Origin of the sequence: Pseudomonas sp. YQ_6 (assembly GCF_043103245.1) — a bacterium.
GTDB classification, from domain to species: domain Bacteria; phylum Pseudomonadota; class Gammaproteobacteria; order Pseudomonadales; family Pseudomonadaceae; genus Aquipseudomonas; species Aquipseudomonas alloputida.
On the sequence record NZ_JBICJR010000061.1, the window covers coordinates 79218 to 103337 of the forward strand.

The 24120-nt window shown below is 60.9% G+C and carries 22 protein-coding genes and 1 pseudogene; 6 read left to right on the forward strand and 17 right to left on the reverse strand.

Translation table 11 applies throughout. The features are described 5' to 3' along the window. Positions 1-67: 67 nt before the first annotated feature. The 3 genes and pseudogenes from ACF8FG_RS20980 to ACF8FG_RS20990 all read left to right on the forward strand — a co-directional run. Positions 68-313 (forward strand): annotated as a pseudogene (locus ACF8FG_RS20980) (S-type pyocin domain-containing protein); the annotation flags it as partial. A 57-nt stretch (positions 314-370) separates the two neighbouring features. Continuing rightward, on the forward strand, positions 371-790 hold the full coding sequence (locus ACF8FG_RS20985; protein WP_080557835.1) for an HNH endonuclease: 420 nt from the start codon (positions 371-373) through the stop codon (positions 788-790). Next, entirely contained in the window at positions 787-1062 is a 276-nt protein-coding gene (locus tag ACF8FG_RS20990; protein WP_014592770.1) for a bacteriocin immunity protein, read from the forward strand. Before ACF8FG_RS20985 ends, ACF8FG_RS20990 begins: the two co-directional genes overlap by 4 nt. Before the next feature lie 37 nt (positions 1063-1099). On the opposite strand, the gene ACF8FG_RS20995 is transcribed toward ACF8FG_RS20990, so the two are convergent. After that, on the reverse strand, positions 1100-1651 hold the full coding sequence (locus tag ACF8FG_RS20995; RefSeq protein WP_076402360.1) for a sugar O-acetyltransferase: 552 nt from the start codon (positions 1649-1651) through the stop codon (positions 1100-1102). Between the two features lie 86 nt (positions 1652-1737). Here ACF8FG_RS20995 and ACF8FG_RS21000 point away from each other — a divergent pair, with 86 nt between their 5' ends. Then, entirely contained in the window at positions 1738-4104 is a 2367-nt protein-coding gene (locus ACF8FG_RS21000; protein ID WP_135198814.1) for a penicillin acylase family protein, read from the forward strand. A gap of 209 nt (positions 4105-4313) precedes the next feature. Here ACF8FG_RS21000 and ACF8FG_RS21005 read toward each other — a convergent pair whose 3' ends face one another. The 11 genes from ACF8FG_RS21005 to ACF8FG_RS21055 form a co-directional block, all read right to left on the reverse strand. Continuing rightward, positions 4314-5099: a MetQ/NlpA family ABC transporter substrate-binding protein gene (locus tag ACF8FG_RS21005; protein WP_014592773.1), complete on the reverse strand. Its 786-nt coding sequence runs from the start codon at positions 5097-5099 to the stop codon at positions 4314-4316. 175 nt (positions 5100-5274) lie between these two features. After that, positions 5275-6105 carry a sigma 54-interacting transcriptional regulator gene (locus ACF8FG_RS21010; protein WP_010955696.1) on the reverse strand — a complete coding sequence of 277 codons (831 nt, stop codon included), beginning with the start codon at positions 6103-6105 and terminating at the stop codon, positions 5275-5277. A gap of 64 nt (positions 6106-6169) precedes the next feature. Next, a complete protein-coding gene (locus ACF8FG_RS21015) occupies positions 6170-6751 on the reverse strand; it encodes an alpha/beta hydrolase (RefSeq protein WP_014592774.1) in 582 nt (193 codons plus the stop codon). Positions 6752-6961: 210 nt separating this feature from the next. Continuing rightward, the gene (locus tag ACF8FG_RS21020; RefSeq protein WP_003248965.1) at positions 6962-7951 is read right to left on the reverse strand and encodes a sulfate/molybdate ABC transporter ATP-binding protein; all 990 of its coding nucleotides are present in this window, start codon (positions 7949-7951) and stop codon (positions 6962-6964) included. Positions 7952-7954: 3 nt separating this feature from the next. Continuing rightward, entirely contained in the window at positions 7955-8827 is an 873-nt protein-coding gene (cysW, locus tag ACF8FG_RS21025) for a sulfate ABC transporter permease subunit CysW (protein WP_010955698.1), read from the reverse strand. 11 nt (positions 8828-8838) lie between these two features. Further along, the gene (gene cysT / locus ACF8FG_RS21030; protein ID WP_003248961.1) at positions 8839-9657 is read right to left on the reverse strand and encodes a sulfate ABC transporter permease subunit CysT; all 819 of its coding nucleotides are present in this window, start codon (positions 9655-9657) and stop codon (positions 8839-8841) included. 185 nt (positions 9658-9842) lie between these two features. Next, complete coding sequence (locus tag ACF8FG_RS21035; protein WP_003248959.1) at positions 9843-10850, reverse strand: sulfate ABC transporter substrate-binding protein; 1008 nt, start codon at positions 10848-10850, stop codon at positions 9843-9845. Positions 10851-10901: 51 nt separating this feature from the next. Continuing rightward, a complete protein-coding gene (gene oscA / locus ACF8FG_RS21040) occupies positions 10902-11084 on the reverse strand; it encodes a sulfur starvation response protein OscA (protein ID WP_003248957.1) in 183 nt (60 codons plus the stop codon). A gap of 234 nt (positions 11085-11318) precedes the next feature. Further along, the gene (locus ACF8FG_RS21045; RefSeq protein WP_014592775.1) at positions 11319-14372 is read right to left on the reverse strand and encodes an efflux RND transporter permease subunit; all 3054 of its coding nucleotides are present in this window, start codon (positions 14370-14372) and stop codon (positions 11319-11321) included. Next, complete coding sequence (locus ACF8FG_RS21050) at positions 14369-15436, reverse strand: efflux RND transporter periplasmic adaptor subunit (protein WP_318081809.1); 1068 nt, start codon at positions 15434-15436, stop codon at positions 14369-14371. The genes ACF8FG_RS21045 and ACF8FG_RS21050 overlap by 4 nt, the downstream gene beginning before the upstream one ends. Continuing rightward, positions 15433-16521: an efflux RND transporter periplasmic adaptor subunit gene (locus ACF8FG_RS21055; protein WP_318081808.1), complete on the reverse strand. Its 1089-nt coding sequence runs from the start codon at positions 16519-16521 to the stop codon at positions 15433-15435. Before ACF8FG_RS21055 ends, ACF8FG_RS21050 begins: the two co-directional genes overlap by 4 nt. Before the next feature lie 317 nt (positions 16522-16838). Here ACF8FG_RS21055 and ACF8FG_RS21060 point away from each other — a divergent pair, with 317 nt between their 5' ends. Together ACF8FG_RS21060 and ACF8FG_RS21065 are read left to right on the forward strand one after the other, a co-directional pair. Continuing rightward, complete coding sequence (locus tag ACF8FG_RS21060; RefSeq protein WP_392519178.1) at positions 16839-17603, forward strand: RHS repeat-associated core domain-containing protein; 765 nt, start codon at positions 16839-16841, stop codon at positions 17601-17603. 303 nt (positions 17604-17906) lie between these two features. Further along, positions 17907-18362: a transposase gene (locus ACF8FG_RS21065; RefSeq protein ID WP_019437290.1), complete on the forward strand. Its 456-nt coding sequence runs from the start codon at positions 17907-17909 to the stop codon at positions 18360-18362. A gap of 235 nt (positions 18363-18597) precedes the next feature. Here ACF8FG_RS21065 and ACF8FG_RS21070 read toward each other — a convergent pair whose 3' ends face one another. The 5 genes from ACF8FG_RS21070 to ACF8FG_RS21090 all read right to left on the reverse strand — a co-directional run bounded on the left by ACF8FG_RS21070 (position 18598) and on the right by ACF8FG_RS21090 (position 23966). Then, complete coding sequence (locus ACF8FG_RS21070; RefSeq protein ID WP_014592779.1) at positions 18598-19491, reverse strand: ABC transporter permease subunit; 894 nt, start codon at positions 19489-19491, stop codon at positions 18598-18600. Then, positions 19488-20408, reverse strand: a complete 921-nt coding sequence (locus ACF8FG_RS21075) for an ABC transporter permease subunit (RefSeq protein WP_003253736.1) — start codon at positions 20406-20408, stop codon at positions 19488-19490. The genes ACF8FG_RS21070 and ACF8FG_RS21075 overlap by 4 nt, the downstream gene beginning before the upstream one ends. Continuing rightward, a complete protein-coding gene (gene potA / locus ACF8FG_RS21080) occupies positions 20405-21547 on the reverse strand; it encodes a polyamine ABC transporter ATP-binding protein (RefSeq protein WP_010955706.1) in 1143 nt (380 codons plus the stop codon). The genes ACF8FG_RS21075 and potA overlap by 4 nt, the downstream gene beginning before the upstream one ends. Before the next feature lie 70 nt (positions 21548-21617). Further along, positions 21618-22712, reverse strand: a complete 1095-nt coding sequence (locus ACF8FG_RS21085) for a polyamine ABC transporter substrate-binding protein (RefSeq protein WP_010955707.1) — start codon at positions 22710-22712, stop codon at positions 21618-21620. Between the two features lie 156 nt (positions 22713-22868). Further along, positions 22869-23966 (reverse strand): polyamine ABC transporter substrate-binding protein, encoded by a 1098-nt coding sequence (locus ACF8FG_RS21090; RefSeq protein WP_014592782.1) that lies wholly within the window; start codon positions 23964-23966, stop codon positions 22869-22871. Positions 23967-24120 lie beyond the last annotated feature (154 nt).

The window sequence follows — 24120 nt, forward strand, 5'->3', positions numbered from 1 at the left end:
CGCAAGGCAACCAGACCGAGCTGTACCTGGCAGCCACTGATGGCAGCGGCGTGCTGCGTGACTACGTGTGCGCCAGGCTCAGTGGGATGCCACTCACGGCGCCTATCGCTTTACCGCGGAAGGCCCGGGTGGTGCCACGCTGCTTTGGCACCCCGCAACGCCGCCCTCGACCTTGGGCCAGTACGACGACGAGAGGGGCACCTACATCCCGGGCGCGACCATTGTCGAGGACCTGCAGACGCACCTGCCGGGCAACATCATCGCTCCTCCGGAACCGGATATCCGCACATTCCCCGGGTTGCCCGACCTGCACATTGATGACTACGTCATCGTCTTCCCGGCAGACTCGGGACTGGCGCCGATCTATGTGATGCTGCGCAACCCACGGAATTTGCCGGGGGTTGCCAGTGGAAACGGTCAACTCACACAGGACAAATTCCTGGAGGATGCATTCTCACAGCATGGGGCGGCGCCTATTCCTTCGCGCATTGCGCAGAGACTCACAGGACGGCGATTTACCAGCTTTGATAAGCTTCGGGAGGCATTGTGGATTGAAGTAGCCGCAGACCCGGAGCTTAGGCAGTACTTCACATTAAGTAACCGGCTCAGAATGGCCGAAGGTATCGCGCCCCGTGTTCCCGCCCAAGAGCGCGTGGGAAAACGAGCGACATTCGAGCTGCACCATGTTGAAGAGATAGCCAAAGGCGGCGCTGTCTATGACTTGGACAATATTGTTGTAATGACACCCCGCCGACATATCGACCACCACAACAAGAGGGGAAGCGAATGATCAGCAAGAATCATATCGAAGACTTCACAGAGAGCGAGTTTCTGGCCTTTGTAGGCGAATTTTTTGAAAATCGCTCAGGCTTGAAGGGGGCAGCCCTTGGACAACACTTGGACGACTTGGCACTCAAATTTGAAGAAATCATCGAGAATCCCCTAGGATCTGATCTCATTTACTATCCAGGTGATGATGCCGATGACTCTCCCCAAGGCGTCGTCAACCGCGTAAAAGCCTGGCGCGCCGCCAACGGCAAACCCGGCTTCAAACCCGCCTGACCTAAGCCCTGCGGCCAACACCGCAGGGCTTTTCATATCACCCTCGCACCCGCGCCGGGTTACCCACCACCGTCGCGCCCGCGGGCACATCCCGGGTCACCACACTGCCGGCGCCGACGATGGCATTATCACCGATGGTCACCCCCGGCAGGATAATCGCCGCGCCACCAATCCACACGTTGTTGCCGATGGTCACCGGCCGCCCGCTCTCCAGCCCGCTGCGTCGCACTTCAGGATCGAGCGGATGGTCGGCGGTATAGATCTGCACGTTGGGGCCGATCTGACAGTCGTCGCCGATACGCACCGGCACCACGTCGAGGATCACGCAGTTGAAGTTCATGAAAGTATTACGGCCAACGCTGATGTTGTAGCCATAGTCGCAATAGAAAGGCGGGCGAATCACCGCGCCTTCGCCAACCTGGCCAAAGTGCTCCACAAGCAGCCCGTGGCGTGCGTCGTTGAGCAGTTCGACACTGTTGTTGTAGCGGTGCATCCAGTGCTTGTTGGCGATCTGCTCGGCCTGCAGTTCAGGGCAGCCAGCGTGGTAGAGCTGGCCAGTGAGCATTTTCTGTTTTTCGCTGAGGGACATGGAAACTCCTTCCTGGGGCTATGCTCTGTTCGCGAATCCGCCGATGATCGGACCACATTTTTCGTTTGAATGCACAAGGAGTCTGAATGAAGCGCAGCCTGACCCTGCTGGCGGTGGTAGTCACGGTGGCCGCTGGCGCCTCCGGGTACTGGTACGTTCAGGGCAAGCTGCCGCAGCGCGAGGGCGAGGTCGCCGTTGCCGGCCTGCAAGCGCCGGTAAGCGTGCGCTACGACGCACGCGGCGTGCCACACCTGCAGGCACAGAGCGAGCCGGACCTTTACCGCGCACTGGGCTACGTGCATGCCCAGGACCGATTATTCCAGATGGAAATCATGCGCCGCCTGGCCCGTGGCGAGCTGGCCGAAGTGCTCGGCGACAAGCTACTGCCCACCGACACCCTGTTCCGTAGCCTGCGCATACGCGAGCAGGCCGCGCTGATGGCCAAGCGGCAGGATCCGCAGGCGCCGGCATGGCAGGCCCTGCAAGCCTACCTCGACGGGGTCAACAGTTGGCAGGCCAGCCACCCCAAGCCCACGGAATTCGACCTGCTCGGCATCACCCCGCGACCGTTCACCGCCGAGGACACGCTGAGCATCGCCGGCTACCTGGCCTACAGTTTTGCCGCCGCGTTCCGCACCGAGCCTGCTCTGACCTACATCCGCGACCAGCTAGGGCCTGACTACCTGAAAATATTCGACCTTGGCTGGCAACCCGAGGGCGCTCTGGGCACGCCACTGGCCGCTGCCGACTGGCAAAGCCTGGAAACACTTGCGCGCTTAAGCGATGAGGCGCTGGGCGATGCCGGCATCCCGCAGTTCGAAGGCAGCAACGCCTGGGCGGTCGCGGGTAGCCGCACCCGCAGCGGCAAACCCTTGCTGGCCGGCGACCCGCACATCAGCTTTGCCGTACCTGCGGTGTGGTACGAGGCCGAGCTGTCAGCGCCCGGCTTCAGCCTCTACGGCTATTTTCAGGCACTTAACCCGTTCGCTCTGCTCGGCCACAACCGTGACTTCGGCTGGAGCCTGACCATGTTCCAGAACGACGACGTCGACCTGATCGCAGAAAAGACCAACCCTGCCAACGCTGAGCAGGTCATGGTCGATGGCCAGTGGCGCACACTGGAAAAGACCGAGCAGCAGATTGCAATCAAAGGCGAGCAACCGGTCACCATCAACCTGCGCCGCTCACCCCACGGGCCAATCGTCAACGAAGTCCTCGGCGCCACGGCAGGGGCCACACCGATTGCCATGTGGTGGGCGTTCCTCGAAACCGAGAACCCGATCCTCGAAGGCTTCTACCAGCTCAATCGCGCCGACACCCTGGGCAAGATGCGCGAAGCGGCTGCCAAGGTGCAGGCGCCGGGGCTGAACTTCGTCTGGGCCAATGCCCGTGGCGATATCGGCTGGTGGGCGGCGGCGAAACTGCCGATTCGCCCGGACGGTGTGAACCCGGCGTTCATCCTCGACGGCGCCAGCAGCCAGGCCGACAAACCCGGCTTTTACCCCTTCAGCGTCAACCCGCAACAGGAGAATCCGGCCAGCGGTTATATCGTCTCGGCCAACTACCAGCCACCCGCAGTGGTGCCGATACCCGGCTACTACAACCTCGCCGACCGCGGCCGCCAGCTTGATCGCCAGCTGGCCAACCCGGAGGTGAAATGGGACATGCAGAACAGCCAGGCACTGCAACTCGATACGGCCAGCGATTACGGCCCGCGCACCTTGGCACCGCTGCTAGCGACGTTGCGTCAGATCGCCCAGGGTGACGAGGAAAAGGAACTGGTCGAGCAGCTGGCTGCCTGGCGCGGCGACTATCCACTGGACTCAACCAGCGCCACGCTGTTCAACCAGTTCCTTTACGAGCTGGCCTATGCCGCGTTGCATGACGAATTGGGCGATACCTGGTTCCCGGTGCTGATCAGCACCCGTGCCATCGATGCCGCGCTGCCGCGCCTTGCCGCCGATGCCGAGTCGCCCTGGTGGAACACCCGCGGCGCCAACCAGCGCACTGACCGCAGCTCGATCGTGCGCGAAGCCTGGCAGAAGAGCCTTGGCCACTTGCGCGACACCCTCGGCAAGGACCCAGCCAGCTGGCAATGGGGCAAGGCCCATACCCTGACCCACAACCATCCGCTTGGGGTGAAAAAGCCGCTGAACCTGCTGTTCAACGTTGGGCCGTTTGCCGCACCGGGTACTCATGAAGTACCGAACAACCTTTCGGCGAAGATCGGCCCGGCGCCATGGCCGGTGACGTACGGGCCGTCGACGCGGCGGCTGATCGACTTTGTCGATGCCGGGCAGGCGCTGACCAGCAACCCGGTTGGGCAGAGTGGCGTGCCGTATGACCGCCATTACGCGGACCAGGCCGAAGGGTATGTGCAGGGGCAGTATCAGAAGGCACAGATGGGGGTAATACCGGCGCAGAGTACCTTGCGATTGGTGCCAGGGCCGTAAGGGGCTGCCTTGCTCAAAACCCCAAAGTTTGCGCGAGCACTGTGGGGCTTTAGCCGCGAACACCGGCGCAGCCGGTGCCATGCACCGCGTTGGATTCTTCGCGGGTAAACCCGCTCCCACAGGGATCGCGCCAGCTTTCAGAGATCCCAGCAATGAAAACGCCGACACAAAGGTGTCGGCGTTGGGTCATGCAAGGTGAAGCAAGCGCATCAGAACGCCGGCAGCACCGCACCCTGGTACTTCTTGGCAATGAATTCCTTCACTTCAGGGCTGGTCAGGGCCTTGGCCAGTTTCTGGATGGCCTCACTGTCCTTGTTGTCCGGGCGGGCCACCAGGAAGTTCACGTAGGGCGAGTCGGCACCTTCGATCACCAGTGCATCTTTAGCCGGGTTCAGGCCAGCTTCCAGGGCATAGTTGGTGTTGATCATGTCCAGGTCGACCTGGTCCAGCACACGGGGCAACATCGCCGACTCAAGCTCGCGGAACTTAAGCTTCTTCGGGTTCTCGGCGATGTCCTTGGGGGTGGCCAGGGCATTCTTTGGGTCTTTCAGGGTAATCAGGCCGGCCTTCTGCAGCAGCAGCAGCGCACGGCCGCTGTTGCTGCCCTCGTTAGGGATGGCAACGGTTGCGCCTTCTTTCAGCTCGCTCAAGGCATTGACCTTCTTGGAGTAGCCACCGAAGGGCTCTACGTGCACACCCACCACGGTTTCCAGGTGGGTGCCCTTGCCTTCGTTGAAGTTTTGCAGGTACGGCAGGGTCTGGAAGTAGTTGGCGTCCAGACGCTTCTGGTCCACCTGCACGTTCGGCTGCACGTAATCGGTGAAGACCTTGATCTGAAGGTCCACGCCTTCTTTTGCCAGGGTCGGCTTGATCAATTCGAGGATTTCGGCGTGCGGTACCGGGGTAGCGGCAACCACCAGTTTCTCGGCAGCAGCGGCCAGGCCGGAGAACGACAGGGCAGCAGCCAGGGCAGTGGTCAGCAGGGTCTTCTTCATGGTGGTCCTTGTTCTGAATCTGGGCCATCGGCGATGGCGAATCGGGTGCCCAACCGGTTCACCAGTGGGCGTGAGGCGGACGATACCCAGATTTTTTATTCCGCAACAATATCTTTTACTTAGTTGCTTATTCCAAAAACAGAATGGCATCAGCCTCTTTACCCAAGAGCGATGTCTAACGCGCGGGGTCAGGCAGGTCGAGGTCTTCTGGCAGGATCTCTTCGCCGTCATTGACCAGCAAGGCAAAGTGGATGACGTTCTCCAGTTCGCGGGTATTGCCGGGCCAGAAATGCCCCTCCAGAACCCGCTGCGCCGCCTCGCTCACCAAGGGCACAGGCCGCTGCAGGCGCACGCTGTAGATGCCCGCGAAGTACTCGGCCAGCGGCAGGATATCGCCCGGCCGCTCGCGCAGCGGCGGCAGCTCCAGCGCCCCCTCGCGCAAATACTGGTACAGGCGCTCGTTGAAGCGCCCTGCACGCACCACACGGGCCAGGTCGATGCTGGTGGCGGCTACCAGACGCACATCCACCGGCTGGGGCTGCTGCGCGCCCACCCGAGTGACCTCGCGGTTTTCCAGGGCCGCCAGCAGCTTGCCCTGGATCGCCAGTGGCAAGTCGGCAATCTCGTCCAGGTACAAGGTGCCGCCGCTGGCCGAACCGAACCAGCCGGCGCGGCTGCTGGCCGTACCGCCATGGCTGCCGGCGCTATAGCCAAACAGCTCGGCATCGGCGTAGGTGGGGCTGATGGCCGCGCAGTTGACGGACACGAACAACCCTCCACGGTCGCTGGTACGGTGGATCTGCCGGGCCAGCAGCTCCTTGCCGGTGCCGGTTTCGCCACGGATCAGCACCGGCAAAGGTTGTGGCGCCAGGCGCTCAAGGTCCTCGCGCAGCTGCTGCGAGCGCGGGTCGATGAACACCAGCGCCTTGGCACGAATGCTAAGCGGGCTCTTGTCCAGCTCGGGGAAGGTCAGCAGCGGCTGGCCGAACGGGTTTTGAAACGTCATGACGAACTCCCGCCCCAGGCCCGTAATGGCCAGGCGTCAGGCAAAGGGTGAACAGTAAGGGCGATCAGGCGCGGCGCAGTGCGCGCTGCTCGATCCGGCTCTGCAAGCGATACAGGTAGGCGAAGCCTTGTTCCCAGCGCTCATGCCCGGACTTGACGTTGATGTGCCCGGCATTGCTCAGCAAACCCGCTTCGGCGCCCCATGCCTGGGCCAGGTACAGCGCCCGTGGCACGTTCACGGCCGGGTCGTTGTCCGAGCTGACGACCTGGCTAGGGAATGGCAGCACCTCGGTAGGGATCGGCGCAAAGTTGCGCAGCACGGGTGCGCAAGTGGGCCGTTCGACATCTGCCGGCGCCACCAGCAGTGCACCACGCACCTGCCGCAGCAAGGCCGGGCTTGCCTGCGCTGCCCAATGGGCGACAGTGATGCAACCGAGGCTGTGGGCAATCAGGATCACCGGCGAGCGCTCGGCGGCAATCGCCTGCTCCAGCGCGTGCACCCAGTCCTGCCGCTGCGGGGTGAGCCAGTCTCGCTGTTCGACCCGTGCACTGTTGGGCAGGGTGCGCTGCCAGTGACTCTGCCAATGGTTGTCTGGCGATCCTTGCCAACCCGGCACAATCAGGTAGCGAATCGACTCATTGCGCATGGGGACGCCTCCAGTAAGTTTGCGTGCTTGGAGACAAGTATAGGGAGGGCGAAATATTCGTAAAGGAATAAGAAGATATTTATTAATATCCATAGGGAATAACAAGTGCGCTACCGCCACTCGCTTGTAAAAGGCTGTAAAGCTGCCCTGTCAAACGTTCAGGCAAGAAAAACCCGGGACCATGCCCGGGCTCTCTTTTCCTTGTGCGACTCAGATATCCGCCACCTTCTGCCAAACCTTCGGTCGGAAGAACAACGTCTCTCCCCGCGCCAACCCGGTCAGGCTGTCATGGTCTTTCACCACCTCGGCCTCGATCAGCTCGCTCTGCCCTTCCACCTTCAAGGTCACCCGCGTGGTCGCGCCCAACGGCCGAATGTCGCGCACCTCGGCCGCATGGTGCCCTTCGGTCTCGTGCCGCGACAGCGACACCTCGTGCGGGCGAAACAGCACGTGATGCCCTTCGCTCAAGGCCAGGCGGTTGGAGTCACCAAGGAAGTGGTAGACGAAATCGTTGGCCGGCTGATCGTACACCTCACCCGGCGAGCCGATCTGCTCGATCACGCCCTTGTTCATCACCACGATGCGGTCGGCTACTTCCATGGCTTCTTCCTGGTCGTGGGTAACGAACACCGACGTCAGGTTGATATCCTCGTGCAGCCGCGCCAGCCAGCGACGCAGCTCCTTGCGCACCTTGGCATCCAGCGCACCGAATGGCTCGTCCAGCAGCAGCACCTTCGGCTCCACCGCCAGGGCGCGGGCCAGGGCGATACGCTGACGCTGGCCACCGGAAAGCTGCTCGGGGTAGCGGTCGGACAGCCAGTCCAGTTGCACCATATTCAGCAGCTCATGCACCTTCTCGGCAATCTTGCTCTCGCTCGGGCGCTCGCCCTTGGGCTTCATGCGCAGGCCGAAGGCAACGTTGTCGAACACGCTCATGTGGCGGAATAGCGCGTAGTGCTGGAACACGAACCCGACATTACGGTCACGCACATCGTGGCCGGAAACGTCCTCGCCATGGAACACGATGTTGCCCTGGTCCGGGGTTTCCAGGCCGGCAATGATGCGCAGCAGGGTGGTCTTGCCGCAGCCGGACGGGCCGAGCAAAGCCACCAGCTCGCCGCTGTTGATGTCCAGGTTGATAGCGTTCAGGGCCTGGAAGCTGTTGAAGCGCTTGCTGACGTTACGAACTTCGATCGACATGAATCATTCCTCCGCGGCGCTGTGGCGCAGGCGGTTAATACGGTTCTCGCTCCACTGCTTGAGCAGCAGGATGAAGAGCGCCAGGATCAGCAACAAGCTGGCCACGCTGAAGGCCGCGACGTGGTTGTACTCGTTGTAGAGGATCTCCACATGCAGCGGCAAGGTGTTGGTCACGCCACGGATGTGGCCCGAAACCACCGACACCGCGCCGAACTCGCCCATGGCCCGCGCGGTACACAGCACCACGCCGTAAATCAGGCCCCATTTGATGTTCGGCAGGGTCACGTGCCAGAACATCTGCCAGCCGTTGGCACCGAGCAGCCGTGCAGCCTCCTCCTCTTGCGTGCCTTGCTCCTGCATCAGCGGGATCAGCTCACGGGCCACGAACGGTACGGTAACGAAAATGGTCGCCAGGACAATGCCCGGCAGGGCGAACACGATCTGGATATCGTGGTCCTGCAGCCACGGCCCGAGCAGGCCTTGCGCGCCAAACATCAGCACGTAGACCAGGCCGGCGATCACGGGGGACACCGAGAACGGCAGGTCGATCAGGGTGACCAGGATGCTCTTGCCACGGAAGGTGTACTTGCTGACGCACCAGGCGGCGCTTACGCCAAATACCAGGTTGAGCGGCACCGAGATAACCACGGCGAGCAGGGTCAGCTTCAGCGCCGACAACGCATCGGGTTCGAATATCGCCTCGAAGAAGGTGCCAAAACCGTTCTTCAGCGCCTGCGATACCACGATCACCAGCGGCAGCAGCAGGAACAGGGCGAACACCAGCCAGCCAAGGCCGATCAGGATACGCCGTGACGTGGCGCTGCCACGGCGGGCGGCGTTGGCTGCGGCACTTGCACTCAGGGATGAACTGGACATGCCGGCCTCCTTCAAGGGGTTTCGATGCGGCGCTGCAGCAGGTTGATCAGCAGCAGCAGGATGAAGGAAACCACCAGCATCAACACGCCGATGGCGGTCGCGCCGGTGTAGTCGTACTGGTCGAGCTTGACCATGATCAGCAGCGGCAGGATCTCGGTCTTCATCGGCATGTTGCCGGCAATGAAGATCACCGAACCATACTCGCCCACGCCACGGGCGAAGGCCAAGGCAAAGCCGGTGAGCCATGCCGGCAGCAGGGCCGGCGCCAGGATGTGGCGGAACACCTGCAGTGGCTTGGCGCCCAGGCAGGCTGCGGCCTCTTCCACTTCGCGCGGGATGTCGGCCAGTACCGGCTGCACCGTGCGCACCACGAACGGCAGGGTCACGAAGGTCAGTGCCAGGGTGATGCCCAGCGGGGTGTAGGCGATCTTGAAGCCCAGGTCGGTGGCGAACTGGCCGACCCAGCCCTGCGGCGCGTACAGGGCAGTCAGGGCGATACCGGCAACCGCGGTGGGCAAGGCGAACGGCAGGTCGATCATCGCATCGATGATCTTGCGCCCGGGGAAGGTGTAACGCACCAGCACCCAGGCCAGCAGGGTACCGATCACACCGTTGATGATGGCGGCGAACAGGGCGGTGCCGAAGCTCAGCTTGAGCGCAGCGATCACCCGCGGCGCACTGATGATGGTCCAGAACTGCTCGAAGGTCAGCTGCGAGGCATGGATGAACATGGCCGCCAGCGGTATCAGCACGATCAGGCTGAGGTACACCAAGGTGTAGCCCAGCGTCAGCCCGAAGCCGGGTATGACGGGGGAGATACGACGCGACATAAATATCCCTGGTTGAACGCACTCAGCCCGGAAACAATCCCGGGCCGGTGCAAGCTTTTGAATCCTGGGGCTGCTTGGCAGCCCATTCGCGACACAAGGCCGCTCCCACAGGGGATCATGGTTCCTTGTGGGAGCGGCCTTGTGCCGCGAATGGCCCGCAACGCGGCCCCGATTTCCTTTGGCCCTTACTGTGCCTGATAGATCTGGTCGAACACACCGCCATCATTGAAGAATTTCGGTTGTGCAGTCTTCCACCCACCAAAGTCCTTGTCGATGGTCACCAGGTCCAGTTTCGGGAACTGCTTGCCAAACTCCGCAGCGACTTTCTCGTCACGCGGGCGGTAGAAGTTCTCGGCGGCAATCTTCTGCCCGGCCGGGCTGTACAGGTGCTTGAGGTATTCGGTGGCAATCTCGGTATTGCCCTTCTTCTCGGCGTTCTTGTCGACCACGGCCACTGGCGGCTCGGCCAGGATCGACAGCGACGGCACGACGATGTCGAACTTGTCGGCACCACCGTCTTCCTTCAGGGCCAGGAAGGCTTCGTTTTCCCAGGCCAGCAACACGTCGCCCTGGCCATTGTTGACGAAGGTGATGGTCGAACCACGGGCGCCGGTATCCAGCACCGGTACATGCTTGAACAGCTCCTGCACATAGGCCTTGGCCTTCTCTTCGCTACCGCCGGCCTTCAGGCCGTACGCCCACGCTGCGAGGAAGTTCCAGCGTGCACCGCCGGAGGTTTTCGGGTTCGGGGTGATGACCGACACGTCCTTCTTGATCAGGTCGCCCCAGTCCTTGATGCCTTTCGGGTTGCCCTTGCGCACCAGGAACACGATGGTCGAGGTGTACGGGGTGCTGGCGTCAGGCAGGCGGGTCTGCCAGTTCTCGGGCAGGGTCTTGCCAAGTTTGGCCACTTCGTCGATGTCACCGGCCAGGGCCAGGGTCACCACGTCGGCGCGCAGGCCGTCGATCACCGCACGGGCCTGCTTGCCCGACCCCCCATGGGATTGCTGGATTTTCACCTTGTCACCCGGGTGGGCCTGTTGCCAGTGTTTGATGAACTCGGCGTTGTACTGCTGGTACAGCTCACGGGTCGGGTCGTAGGACACGTTGAGCAGTTCGTAGTCCTTGGCGATGGCGGAACCGGCAAAAACAGCACTGGCCAGGGCGGCGAGCGCATAACGGCGGATGGACATGGTGAAGCTCCCGATTGGCATTTTTTCTAGTTTTGGATGTTGTGGCGCCGATCAGCCGGGCTTGTTGCCGGGCTGTTGCAGGCGGAACTTCTCCTTGCGCTCGATCTGTACCACCTGAGCGTTGTGCACGGTGATCTCCACCGCACCGAACCGCAGGTCGCGCAAGGCGCTCTGGATTTCACGCAAGATGGTGGCTTCGTCCTGACCGTCGATGCTACGCAGAGATGCACTCATGCTCGTTCTCCTTGGAGTGAGGGCGCCGGGCAGAGGTTTGAAGGGGGTTTGCGCCTGGCTTGAGGGCAATAGTAGTGAGGCGGGATTATTCTTAAAAATACTGTTTAAGAATTTTTATATAACCTTTTTAAAAGCACACGCCCCCTTGTAGGAGCGGGTTTACCCGCGAATACGGTGGTCGATGCACCATCGCATCGCGGGTAAACCCGCTCCTACAAGGGGCCATACAGGCCTTCAGGAGTGTTTCTGCGGCTCGCGGATCTTGTACCAGGCCACGTACAGCGCCGGCAGGAACAGCAGCGTCAGCAAGGTCGCCACGATGATCCCGCCAATCATGGCGTAGGCCATGGGGCCCCAGAACACCTCACGTGCAATCGGGATCATGCCCAGGCTCGCCGCCGCCGCGGTCAGCAGGATCGGCCGGCGCCGGTGGTTGGTGGCCTCCACCACCGCATCCCACGGCGACAAGCCCTGGGCTTCGAACTCGTCTATCTGGGTCACCAGAATCACCGAGTTACGAATGATGATGCCCGCCAGCGCGAGGATGCCGAGGATCGCCACGAAGCCCATCGGCGTACCCGTAGGCACCAGCGCCAGCACCACGCCGATCAGCCCCAGCGGCGCCACGCTGACCACCAGAAACAGCTTCTGCACGCTGTGCAGCTGGATCATCAGGAAGGTCGCCATCAGGAACAGCATCAGCGGGATAACCTTGCGGATCGGCCCTTGTGCCTTGGCACTCTCCTCCACCGTACCGCCGGTAGCCACTTCGAAGCCTACCGGCAACTTGCTGGCGAATTCGTCGATATTCGGCTTCAGCTGGGCCACCAGGTCCGTGGGCTGGATCTCGCCATTGACCGAGGCCTTGATGGTGATGGTCGGCTTGCGGTCGCGGCGCCACACCAGCGGCTGTTCCAGTTCGTAGCGCACGGTGGCGAACGACAGCAGTGGGATCGACGTGCCGTTAGGGGTAAGAATTTGCAGGTTCTGCAGGGTATCAGGTGAGCCACGCTCGCTGTCTTCGGCGCGCGCGACCACATCGACCAGATAGATGTTGTCGTTGACCTGGGTGATCTGCACGCCACTGACGATGCTGTTCATCACATTGGCAACATCTTCGGACGACAGCCCCAGCTGGCGTGCCTTGTCCTGGGCAATTTCCACGCGCAGCACCTTACCCGGCTCGTTCCAGTCGTAGATCATCTCGCCGATGTTCTCGTTCTGGTCGAGCAAGGTGGCCAGCTCGATGGCGTGTTTGCGTACCTCGTCGATGTTGGCACCGCTGACCCGATACTGAATCGGCCGGCCCACAGGCGGGCCCATCTCCAGCGATTGCACGTTGGTGCCGACGCCGACGAACTCTTCGTGCAGGATCTTCTGCAGGCGGTCCATCATGGCCTGACGCTCTTCGAAGCCCTTGCTGACAATCACCAACTGCGCGTAGTAAGGGTTCTGCAACTGCTGATCGAGAGGCAGGTAGAAGCGGATCGCGCCCTGGCCGATGTAGGTACTCCAGTGCACCAGGTCCGGATCGTCCTTGATCCGTGCCTCGAAGCGGTCGACCACCTTGCGCGTCTCCTCGATCGAGGCGTTCTGCGGCAGGTTGAGGTCGACGAGAATTTCCGGGCGGTCCGAGGACGGGAAAAACTGGTTCTGCACAAAACGCATGCAGAAGATCGACAGGGCAAACAGCACCACGGTGCCGATGATGGTCAACCAGCGGTTGCGCATGCACCACAGCAACCCGCCTTCAAATGCCCGCCCGACCCGGCCAGGCTCAGCCTCGTGAGCCTTGAGCTTGTCGCCTTTGAGAATATGCACGCCAAGCACCGGCGCGAAGAACACAGCCACCACCCACGACACGATCAGGGCCACGGCAATCACCGCGAACAGGGTGAAGGTGTATTCACCCGCAGAGCTGGCGTTGAGGCCGATAGGCACGAACCCGGCCACGGTCACCAAGGTGCCGGTAAGCATGGGGAAGGCTGTGGAGGTGTAGGCGAACGTCGCCGCCTGCTCCTTGCTTTCACCCATTTCCAGCCGCGTGACCATCACCTCCACGGTAATCATCGCATCGTCCACCAGCAGGCCAAGCGCAATGATCAGCGCACCCAGCGAAATCCGCTGCATGGTGATGCCGCTGTACTCCATGAACACGAACACCATGGCCAGCACCAGCGGGATCGAGCAGGCCACCACCAGCCCGGCGCGCACGCCAAGACTGACAAAGCTCACGGCCAGCACGATCACCACCGCCTCGAACAGCGCGCTGGTGAAACCGCCGACCGCCTGCTCGACCACCACGGCCTGGTCAGAAACGGTGTGTACACCAACACCCACCGGCAGGTCCTGGACCACCTGATCCATGCGCTTTTTCAACGCCGCGCCGAACACCTGGATGTTACCGCCGGCCTTCATGCCGATGGCGAGGCCAATGGCTGTCTGGCCGTTGTAACGGAACATTGGCGAAGGCGGGTCAACGTAGCCGCGCTCGATGTCGGCGATATCGGCCAGGCGGAAGAAGCGGTCGTTGATCCTCAAGTTGACGGTTTGCAGGTCTTTTTCCGAGGCAAACTGCCCGGACGTACGCACCGAGATGCGCTCCGGGCCGGCCTCGATCATGCCGGCCGGCGTCACCGCGTTCTGCGCTTGAAGTGCCTGCATCACCTGGCGCTGGTCAATGCCCAGGGCAGCCAGCTTGCGGGTGGAGAAGTTCAGGTACAGCACTTCGTCCTGGGTGCCGACCAGCTCGATCTTGCCGATGTTGGGTACATCGCGGACCTCGGCCCGTGCCTGTTCCACGTAGTCCCGCAGTTGGCGCAGCGTCAGGCCGTCGGCGGTAAAGGCATAGATCGAGCCGAATACATCACCGAATTCGTCGTTGAAGCCCGGCCCCTGGATACCGGCGGGAAATTCGCCACGAATGTCCTGGATTTTCTTGCGCACCTGGTACCAGATATCCGGAATGTCCTTGGCCTTGGTGGTATCGCGAAGGTACACGTAGACCGTGGATTCGCCGGGGCGGGTGTAGCTTTTGGTGTAGTCGAGCGAGTCGAGTTCCTCGAGCTTCTTCTCGATGCGGTCGGTAACCTGGTACAGGGTTTCGTCCTGGGTCGCACCGGGCCAGCGGGTTTGGATGACCATGGTCTTGATGGTGAACGACGGGTCTTCCTCGCGGCCCAGGTTGAAGTAGGAAAAAATCCCCATCAACAGGCTAACGAACATCAGGTACCAGACGAACGATTGATGCTTGAGTGCCCAGTCGGACAGGTTGAAGCTTCCTTTCATTGCGCATCCTCGTCGAAGGTGACCTTCTGGCCAGGCTTGAGGCTGTTGACGCCGGCGGTGACCACGCGCTCACCGGGCTGCACACCAGAGCTCAGCACGATGCTGTCAGCGGTGCGGTCGATCAGCGCCACGTCACGGGTGGCCACGGTCTTGTTCTGCGTATCGATCACCCACACCTGGGTCTTGCCGTCGCGCTCGAGCAAGGCACTCAAGGGCAGTTCGCTGCGCGGGGACACTGCCGAGCTAAGGGTCACACTGATTGCGGTGCCGAGATGGAAGGCCGCCGGTGTGCTGGCCAGGGTCAGGCGAGCGCGGCGGGTACGGGTGGTGGCATCGGCCTGGGGCTCCAGCTCGCGCAGGCTGGCCGTGGTGTTGATGGTCGGGTCCAGTTGCGAGGCAACGGTGAAGGTCAGGCCTTTGCTCAACTGCTCGGCCAGGCCGATCGGCAGGTCGATTACCGCTTCCTTCACGTCCGGCCGGGCCAGGGTCACCACGGCTTGCCCGGCGGTAACGGTTTGCCCGGCTTCGGCCTGCCACGCGGTAATCACGGCAGCGTGGTCGGTACGCAGGGTGCTGTAGTCGAGCTGGTCACGGGCCTGGCTGACGGCAGAGCGCGCCTGCTCCAGTGCCGCGCTGGTGGTTTTCAGGTTGGTCTGGGCGATATCCAGCTGTGCCTGAGCGCCTACCCCACGGTCATACAACTGCTGCTGGCGACGGGCATCGGCCTGGGCGTTGATCCACTGTGCCTGCACCTTGGCCAGATCGCCTTCGGCGGCGCGCAACTGGTTCTGCTGGTCGGTCGGGTCCAGGGTGGCCAAGGTGTCGCCCGGCTTCACCTGGGCGCCCACGTCCAGCCAGCGCCGGGCAATGCGCCCGGAAACCCGGAAGCCCAAGGTGCTTTCGAAGCGCGCCTGGATACTGCCGGCGAAGCGGCCCAGCTGCGACTGCACCTGAGGTTCGACCTTGACCGACAGCACGGGCCGGATCGCCTCTGGTGCCTCTTCTTCGCTACTGCAACCGACCAGCAGCACAGCGGCCGAGAGCATCAGCAACAGACGCTTCATAGCTCACCCCCTGGGCCCTTGGCGTCGACCTTCTGTACCTGCATGCCGGGGTGCAGCAACTGACCGCCGTTGACCACCACGGTCTCGCCGCCTTTCAGGCCGCTGGCGACCACGATCTTGCCGGTGAGGTAACGGCGGATTTCGACTTTGCGCAGTTCCACCTTGTCGCCCTCACCCACCACCCATACAGCAGGCTCATGCAAGGCCTTGGTCAGCGCCGACCATGGCAGCTCGACACTGGGCCGGCCCTGGGCGTTGGTGGTGGCAGTAACCGGTGCCCCCAATTGCATCCCGGGCGGCACATCCTTGAGCCCCACCTTGACCTGCACGGTGCCGCTTTGCGCCGACACGGTGGGGGTGATTTCGCGCACGAAACCATGGGCCTGGACCTTGGGATCGTCCAGCAGGCTCACGACTACCCCGGCATCGCTGGGCGGTGCCACCAGCAGCGACTCGTAGACGTTGAACACGGCATCGCGGTCGCCATCGACGGCCAGGCTGAAGATCGGCATGGTCGCCTGAACCACCTGGCCAACCTCGGCCTGGCGCTCGGTGACTACCCCGGCGGCCTCGGAGACCAGTGCGGTGTAGCTGAGTTGCTCGCTGGCATTGGCCAGTTGGGCCTGGGCGGCCTTGAGTGCGCTCTGATTGCTGCGTAGCGCGGCCTCGGCAGCATCGTACTCGCTCTGGCTGGTGTAGCCCTTGGGCAGCAGTTTTTGCTGGCGCACGAAGGCCGCACTGGTCTGGGTGACCCGCGCCTGCGCGGCAAATACCTCGGCCTTGGCCGAGTCGACATTGTTCTGCAGGTCTTTCGGGTCGAGCCGGGCGAGCACCTGGTTGGCCTTGACGTGATCACCCACGTCGACGCTACGCGAAATGATCTTGCCGCCGACGCGGAATGACAAATCGGTCTGCACCCGCGCCTGCACGTCACCGGTCAAAGTGACCCTGGCAGCGAAATCGGTGGGTTGTACCTGCTGCACACCCACCCGAGGCAGTGTCTCGGGGACCTCTTCCTTGCTACAGCCGGTGAGCATGTACAACAGCCCCAGGCAGACGACCGACAGCGGACGCATCAACGCCATGCTGGCTCCTTGCTTGTGCACAAATGATTTGTGGGATGCGACTGTGAGCGTAGTTCAGGGTTCGATAAACATCACTGGCGGGGATCATCCCGACATTTTCACAGCCGGTGCGAACCTCGCACAAATGAATCGTGGGATGCGAGGGAAAGCGTAGATCAGTGTTCATTGAACGTCATTGACCTGCATGCTTTTAGCTGCATCCAAGCAGCAGGAAAAGCGCAGCTAACTCACAAAAGCACTCGCTGAGACCTGATATTTCTAATAGTTGCCAAACGGCCAGAAAAGTAGATAGTCAACCTGGAAAGGAGGACCTAAAAATGGCGAAGCTAAGCAACACCAATCGAAACCATACATTTACCCCCTACGGGCACTCAAAGACGCCCTGTAACCCTACCAACTCTTTACAGTTTCACGGCGAACTTCTACACAGCACAGTGGGCTTATACTTTCTTGGTCTTGGCGCCCGAACATACAACCCCAGAATTTTTCGTTTCCACTCCAGCGATAGCTTGAGTCCTTTTTCGCTTGGCGGTATAAACTCATATACCTATTGCTTTAATGACCCCATAAACCTATCCGACCCAACAGGCCGCTCACCCCTACTACCCCGCTCCAAGACAATAACAATCGATACAAACTGGACATTGAAATCCAAGCCTGATTATGTACAAAAACAGTTTCGCTGGGGAAACTCGAGCGCTAAAATTTTCAATTCAGATGAGAGCCCTGCTACGCTATCAGCTACGCCAGCATCCAAACAACAACTCCATGAATCTTCAGATAGCATACCACCCTCACGACGAGCTCCCGAATTCATTAACGTAGCCCCTCAAGCAATCGCTAGGCTTCCTGACAGCACTCGCATTTATTTAAAAAGTTATATTCGCACTGCAAATCAGCACAATGACTTCAAAGCTCAGAACGTTCGGCACCTTCCTCCAGATTCGCCAATAGTGAAGGATTTCATTCAAAATTTCGGTGAAGCCAGGCGCCTACGCACTGCCTTGAAAGAAATCGTCCATTCCACTCTCGATGAATTTGAACATGAATTGCTGTCTGCCGTTCTTCGCGTCAGGCTGTGAAGCGTACTCAAAGATAGCCCTGCGGCTAAAGGAAAGTAGTATCTCGTCGCCAGTACTCGCAACGCAGCGACGTGAGTTCATGAAAGTCGTACACCTTCAGGGCCTCTTCGCGGGCACGCCCGCTCCCACAGAGAGAGCGCACTATTTGAGACTTGCGCGGTACCTGTGTGAGCGGGCGAGTCCACGAAGAGGCCTCCACAGCCATGTATCAGTATCTGCCATATCCAGAAACCATCAGTCATCTGCCATCCCCGCTCCAACCGCTACCTTTCACAGGGAGGTTCACATTCAAGGAAGATCAAAATGCCGTTAGCCGAATCCCACCGACTGCGCCGTGGGCGCTTCTCCGAGCCCGGCAGGCTCTACATGCTGACCACCATCACGCATCAACGCAAACCACTGTTCCGCGACTTCCACCATGCCCGTCTGGTGGTCAAACACCTTCGGCTCTCAGATGACATTCAGGACTGCCAATCGTTGGCCTGGGTAGTGATGCCGGACCATCTGCATTGGCTAATTGAGCTGAAAGAAGTGACATTGGGAACGTTGATGCGCAAGTTCAAATCACGCACAGCGATTGCCTTGCGCAAGGCCGGTGTCGGGCACAAGCCGATATGGCAATCGGGTTACCAGGACCATGCGCTGCGGCGGGAAGAGTGTGTGGTTCATGTAGCCCGGTACATTGTTGCCAATCCCTTGAGGGCCGGATTGGTCAGAAGTATCAGGGACTATCCACATTGGGATGCGGTATGGCTTTGAATCGGTGCAGGAGCCTTCGCGGGCATGCCCGCTCCCACAGGGCTCACCACAACCCTGAAAGCTATGACACCCCTACCCCACACGGCTCACCACAACCCTGAAAGCTCTGATACCCCTACCCCACAGAGCTCAGCACAACCCTGAAGATCGTGATGCACCTACCCCACAGGGCTCAGCACAACCCTGAAGGCTGTGAGGTCCCTGTGGGAGCGGGCGTGCCCGCGAAAGGGCCCGGTCAGGCCGACGCAGCCACCTGCGACGGGCGCTTGACCTGCGGCTGCGAAGCGTTGGCTGCAGCACCCTCTTCGATCGCCTGCTGAATCGCCTTGCGACGACGCTCTTCGGCCTGGCGGCTGAAGTACCAGACGAAGAAGGTCACCAGCGATACCGACAGCAATATCAGGCTGGCCACGGCGTTGATCTCAGGCTTCACGCCCAGACGAACCGCCGAGAACACTTCCATCGGCAAGGTGGTCGAGCCAGGCCCGGAGACGAAGCTGGCCAATACCAGGTCGTCCAGCGACAGGGCGAACGACATCATGCCGCCCGCCGCCAGCGATGGCGCGATCATCGGGATGGTGATCAGGAAGAACACCTTCCACGGCTTGGCACCCAGGTCCATCGCCGCTTCCTCGATCGACAGGTCCAGCTCACGCAGGCGTGCCGACACCACCACCGCCACATACGCCGCACAGAACGTTGTATGGGCGATCCAGATAGTGACGATACCCCGCTCCTGCGGCCAGCCGATCATCTGCGCCATGGCCACGAACAGCAGCAACAGCGACAGACCGGTGATCACTTCGGGCATCACCAGCGGCGCTGTGACCAGGCCACCGAACAGCGTGCGGCCCTTGAAGCGGGTGACGCGGGTCAGCACGAAGGCCGCCAGGGTACCCAGCGCCACCGCTGCCACCGCCGTGTAGCAAGCGATTTCCAGCGAGCGCATCACCGACCCCATCAGCTGGGAGTTGTCGAGCAGGCCGACGTACCATTTGATCGACCAGCCGCCCCACACCGTCACCAGCTTGGAGGCGTTGAACGAGTAGATCACCAGGATCAGCATCGGCAGGTAGATGAACAGCAAGCCGAGCACCAGCATCAGCTTGGAGAAACTGAAGCGTTTCATGCGCGGCCCTCCATCTCTTTGGCCTGGCTACGGTTGAACAGCAGGATCGGCACGATCAGGATCGCCAGCATCACCACCGCCAGGGCGGATGCCACCGGCCAGTCACGGTTGTTGAAGAACTCCTGCCACAGCACTTTACCGATCATCAGGGTTTCCGGGCCGCCGAGCAGTTCCGGGATCACGAACTCGCCCACCACGGGGATGAACACCAGCATGCAGCCGGCGATGATGCCGTTTTTCGACAACGGTACCGTGATCTTCCAGAAGCTGTTGAAGGTGCTCGAACCCAGGTCGGAGGCAGCTTCGAGCAGGCTCGGATCATGCTTCACCAGGTTGGCGAACAGCGGCAGGATCATGAACGGCAGGTACGAATAGACCACGCCGATATACACCGCCAGGTTGGTGTTGAGGATCTGCAACGGCTGGTCGATCAACCCGGTCCACAGGAGGAAACCGTTGAGCAGGCCGTTGTTGCTGAGGATACCCATCCAGGCATAGACGCGGATCAGGATCGCGGTCCAGGTTGGCATCATGATCAGCAACAGCAGGACCGTCTGGGTCTCCTTCTTGGCGTTGGCAATGGCGTAGGCCATCGGGAAGCCGATCAGCAGGCACAGCAGGGTGCTGAAGAACGCCATCTTCAACGAACCCAGGTAGGCCGAGAGGTACAGCTCATCCTCGGTCAACAGCCCGTAGTTGGCCAGGTTGAGGACCAGCTGGATCTTGTCTTCGACGTAGGTGTAGATCTCGGTATACGGCGGGATTGCCACGTCAGCTTCGGCAAAACTGATCTTCAGGACGATGAAGAACGGCAGCATGAAGAACAGGAACAGCCAGATGAACGGCACGCCGATCACCAGGTGCCGCCCCTCCGGGACCAGACGCTGGAAGGCTCGCTTGAGCTTGCGCAGTTTCATGACCGCAGTACCACGCCGCTGTCGTCTTCCCACCATACGTACACTTCATCGCCCCAGGTAGGACGGGTACCTTGGCGCTCGGCGTTGGCGACGAACGACTGGACGACCTTGCCGCTCGGCAGCTCCACATAGAACACCGAGTGGCCGCCCAGGTAGGCGATGTCGTGGATCTTGCCGCGCGACCAGTTGTGCTCGCAGGTTGGCTGCTGGGTGGTGACCAGCATCTTTTCCGGGCGCAGGGCGTAGGTGATGTGCTTGTCTTCCACCGAGGTGGTGATGCCGTGGCCCACGTAGATCTTGCGCTCCAGCTCCGGGCTGGCAATGATCGCGTAGCCTTCGGCGTCGTCGACCACGTCACCTTCGAACAGGTTGACGTTACCGATGAACTCGCACACCAGGCGGCTGGTAGGTGTCTCGTAGATGTCCACTGGCGAGCCGATCTGGGCGATCCAGCCCAGGTGCATGATGGCGATGCGCTGGGCCATGGTCATGGCCTCTTCCTGGTCGTGGGTCACCATCACGCAGGTTACACCCACGCGCTCGATGATCTCGACCAGCTCCAACTGCATCTGCGAACGCAGTTTCTTGTCCAGTGCACCCATCGGCTCGTCGAGCAGCAGCAGTTTGGGGCGCTTGGCCAGCGAGCGGGCCAACGCCACACGCTGACGCTGGCCGCCCGACAACTGGTGCGGCTTGCGCTTGGCGTACTGGGTCATGTGCACCAGCTTGAGCATCTCGGCCACGCGGGCATCGATCTCTGCCTTGGGCATCTTGTCCTGCTGCAGGCCGAAGGCGATGTTCTGCGCCACGGTCATGTGCGGGAACAGTGCGTAGGACTGGAACATCATGTTGATCGGCCGCTCGTAGGGCGGCATGTCGGTGATGTCGACGCCATCGAGGAAGATCCGCCCTTCGGACGGGCGCTCGAAGCCGGCCAGCATGCGCAGCAAGGTGGACTTGCCAGAACCGGAGCCGCCCAGCAGGGCGAAGATCTCGCCCTTGCGGATTTCCAGGGACACATCGTCCACGGCTACCGTTTCGTCGAACTTTTTCGTGACCCGGTCGATCTTGACCAGCACCTGCTTGGGTTGCTGGCCACCCTCGAGGGCTTTTTTATAGGCACCGGAGGCAACTGCCATGAGTGAAACTCCCAACAAGATTTTTGTGCCCGCGTGGCCTGTTCTACTGTGCCGTCGCGGGTCTGGATTTTTACTTGCCCGACTTGACCTTGGTCCAGCTACGGGTCATCAGCCGTTGCACCTTGGGTGGCAACTCTGAGTTCACGAACATCTTGTCCAGCACTTCCTGCGGTGGGTAAACCGCGGCGTCAGTCCTTACGGCCTGGTCCATCAGGGCGCCAGCCTTGGGGTTCGGGTTGGCGTAACCGACGTAATCACTGACCTGGGCGATAACCTCAGGTTTCAGCAAATAGTTGATGAAGGCATGCGCCTCTTTGACGTTCTTGGCGTCCTTGGGGATCGCCAGCACGTCGAACCAGAGGTTGCCGCCTTCCTTGGGAATGGCGTAGGCCAGGTTCACACCCTTCTTCGCTTCTTCAGCGCGGGCCTTGGCCTGGAACACATCACCCGAGAAACCTGCCGCGACGCAGATGTCGCCATTGGCCAGGTCGGTGATGTACTTGGACGAGTGGAAGTAGGTCACGTACGGGCGCACCGCCAGCAGCTTCTGCTCGGCCTTGGCGTAATCCTTGGGGTCGGTGCTGTTGGGGTTGAGGCCCATGTAGTTGAGCACCGCTGGCAGCATTTCGTCCGCCGAGTCGAGGAAAGCCACACCGCACTTGGAGAGCTTCTTCATGTTTTCGGGTTCGAACAGCACGGCCCAGGAGTCGATGGTGTCAACGCCCAGCGCGGCCTTGACCTTGTCGACGTTGTAACCGATGCCGTTAGTACCCCACAGGTAAGGCACCGCGTACTGGTTGCCCGGGTCGTTCTTTTCCAGGCGCTTCATCAACGCCGGGTCGAGGTTGGAATAGTTGGGCAGCAGGTTCTTGTCGAGCTTCTGGAAGGCGCCCGCCTTGATCTGCTTGCCGAGGAAATGGTTGGACGGCACCACCACGTCATAGCCGGTGTTGCCGGCCAGTAGCTTGCCTTCCAGGGTTTCGTTGGAGTCGAACACGTCTTGCACAGGCTTGATGCCCGTAGCTTTCTCGAAATCCGCGAGTGTGGTCGGGCCGATGTAGTCGGACCAGTTATAGAAGTGCACCGTCGGCGCCGCTTGGACGCTGCATGCCAGCGTCAGGCCCGCGCCGGCCATCAAGGCCTTGCGGAATACAGAAATAGACAAGTGGGGGTCCTCACAATCAGTGCCTGGGTAGCGACAATGCTGCCGCACACGCAAAACCGGCGCGCAACTTAACTTCGCAGCTTCGATGCCGCAATCATCAATTACCTTTCAATGGCTCTGGGCCGAAAAACGCGGCCCAGAGCTGTCGCATCGGGCTTACTTGCCCGACTTGATCTTCGTCCAGCTGCGGGTGATCACTCGCTGCACAGAAGCGTCAGGCGCAGCGATCGCGTACAGCTGCTTCTTCACTTCGGCAGGCGGGTAGATGCTTGGGTCGCTGGTGATGTCTTTGTCCACGAACGGGGTGGCAGCAGCGTTACCGTTCGGGAAGCGCACGGCGTTGGTGATTTCAGCCATGATTTCCGGCTGCATCAGGAAGTTCATGAACTGGTAGGCAGCGTCTTTATGTTCGGCATCTTTCGGGATGGCGACCATGTCGTAGAAAGTACCGGCACCTTCCTTCGGAATGACGTAGTCCACTTTGACCTTGTCGCCCGCTTCATGGGCACGGGCCTTGGACTGCTCCAGGTCACCCGAGTAACCGACGGCTACACAGATGTTGCCGTTGGCCATGTCGCCAATGTACTTGGACGAGTGGAAGTAGGTGATCGAAGGACGGATCTTGAGGAACAGGTCCTCGGCGGCCTTCAGGTCTTCTTTCTTGGTGCTGTCGGTCGGCTTGCCGAGGTAGTGCAGCGCAGCCGGGAGCATTTCGGTCGGGGCGTCGAGGAAGCTCACGCCGCAGCTCTTGAGCTTGGCGATGTTCTCAGGCTTGAACACCACGTCCCACGAATCGATCTTGTCCACGCCCAGCGCAGCCTTGACCTTCTCCGGGTTGTAGCCGATGCCGATCGAGCCCCACATATAAGGGAAGGCATGCTTGTTGTCCTTGTCGCTGGCATCGCCAACGGCCTTGAGCAGGTCGGGGTCGAGGTTCTTCCAGTTCGGCAGCTTGGAACGGTCCAGCTCCTCGTACACGCCCGCCTTGATCTGCTTGGCCAGGAAATTGTTCGAAGGCACGACGATGTCATAGCCCGACTTGCCTGCCAGCAGCTTGGCTTCCAGGGTTTCGTTGCTGTCGAAGACGTCGTACTTGACCTTGATCCCCGTCTGCTTTTCGAACTTGGCGATGGTGTCCGGAGCGATGTAGTCCGACCAGTTATAGACGTTCAACACTTTGTCTTCAGCCTGAACAGCGGAGGCCATGGCACCCATCAGGGCGGCGGCCAGCAACGTCTTGCCCATTTTATTCATGCGTAATGCTCCAGAATTTTTATTTAGCAACTGTCCAGCAGCCAGAACCCACGGTGCAGAGCGCGCGGCGACTGAAACAGTCGCTAGTCTGGCAAGTTACAAGGCCCTGTATCAAGGAAAGCAGGGCCATGTAACGACTTAATGTCACAACGCT

Coding starts and splice junctions, on each gene's coding strand:
- ACF8FG_RS20985 (WP_080557835.1), top strand. CDS start 371: ATGCTGCGCAACCCACGGAATTTGCCGGGGGTTGCCAGTGGAAACGGT.
- ACF8FG_RS20990 (WP_014592770.1), top strand. CDS start 787: ATGATCAGCAAGAATCATATCGAAGACTTCACAGAGAGCGAGTTTCTG.
- ACF8FG_RS20995 (WP_076402360.1), bottom strand. CDS start 1,651: ATGTCCCTCAGCGAAAAACAGAAAATGCTCACTGGCCAGCTCTACCAC.
- ACF8FG_RS21000 (WP_135198814.1), top strand. CDS start 1,738: ATGAAGCGCAGCCTGACCCTGCTGGCGGTGGTAGTCACGGTGGCCGCT.
- ACF8FG_RS21005 (WP_014592773.1), bottom strand. CDS start 5,099: ATGAAGAAGACCCTGCTGACCACTGCCCTGGCTGCTGCCCTGTCGTTC.
- ACF8FG_RS21010 (WP_010955696.1), bottom strand. CDS start 6,105: ATGACGTTTCAAAACCCGTTCGGCCAGCCGCTGCTGACCTTCCCCGAG.
- ACF8FG_RS21015 (WP_014592774.1), bottom strand. CDS start 6,751: ATGCGCAATGAGTCGATTCGCTACCTGATTGTGCCGGGTTGGCAAGGA.
- ACF8FG_RS21020 (WP_003248965.1), bottom strand. CDS start 7,951: ATGTCGATCGAAGTTCGTAACGTCAGCAAGCGCTTCAACAGCTTCCAG.
- cysW (WP_010955698.1), bottom strand. CDS start 8,827: ATGTCCAGTTCATCCCTGAGTGCAAGTGCCGCAGCCAACGCCGCCCGC.
- cysT (WP_003248961.1), bottom strand. CDS start 9,657: ATGTCGCGTCGTATCTCCCCCGTCATACCCGGCTTCGGGCTGACGCTG.
- ACF8FG_RS21035 (WP_003248959.1), bottom strand. CDS start 10,850: ATGTCCATCCGCCGTTATGCGCTCGCCGCCCTGGCCAGTGCTGTTTTT.
- oscA (WP_003248957.1), bottom strand. CDS start 11,084: ATGAGTGCATCTCTGCGTAGCATCGACGGTCAGGACGAAGCCACCATC.
- ACF8FG_RS21045 (WP_014592775.1), bottom strand. CDS start 14,372: ATGAAAGGAAGCTTCAACCTGTCCGACTGGGCACTCAAGCATCAATCG.
- ACF8FG_RS21050 (WP_318081809.1), bottom strand. CDS start 15,436: ATGAAGCGTCTGTTGCTGATGCTCTCGGCCGCTGTGCTGCTGGTCGGT.
- ACF8FG_RS21055 (WP_318081808.1), bottom strand. CDS start 16,521: ATGGCGTTGATGCGTCCGCTGTCGGTCGTCTGCCTGGGGCTGTTGTAC.
- ACF8FG_RS21060 (WP_392519178.1), top strand. CDS start 16,839: ATGGCGAAGCTAAGCAACACCAATCGAAACCATACATTTACCCCCTAC.
- ACF8FG_RS21065 (WP_019437290.1), top strand. CDS start 17,907: ATGCCGTTAGCCGAATCCCACCGACTGCGCCGTGGGCGCTTCTCCGAG.
- ACF8FG_RS21070 (WP_014592779.1), bottom strand. CDS start 19,491: ATGAAACGCTTCAGTTTCTCCAAGCTGATGCTGGTGCTCGGCTTGCTG.
- ACF8FG_RS21075 (WP_003253736.1), bottom strand. CDS start 20,408: ATGAAACTGCGCAAGCTCAAGCGAGCCTTCCAGCGTCTGGTCCCGGAG.
- potA (WP_010955706.1), bottom strand. CDS start 21,547: ATGGCAGTTGCCTCCGGTGCCTATAAAAAAGCCCTCGAGGGTGGCCAG.
- ACF8FG_RS21090 (WP_014592782.1), bottom strand. CDS start 23,966: ATGAATAAAATGGGCAAGACGTTGCTGGCCGCCGCCCTGATGGGTGCC.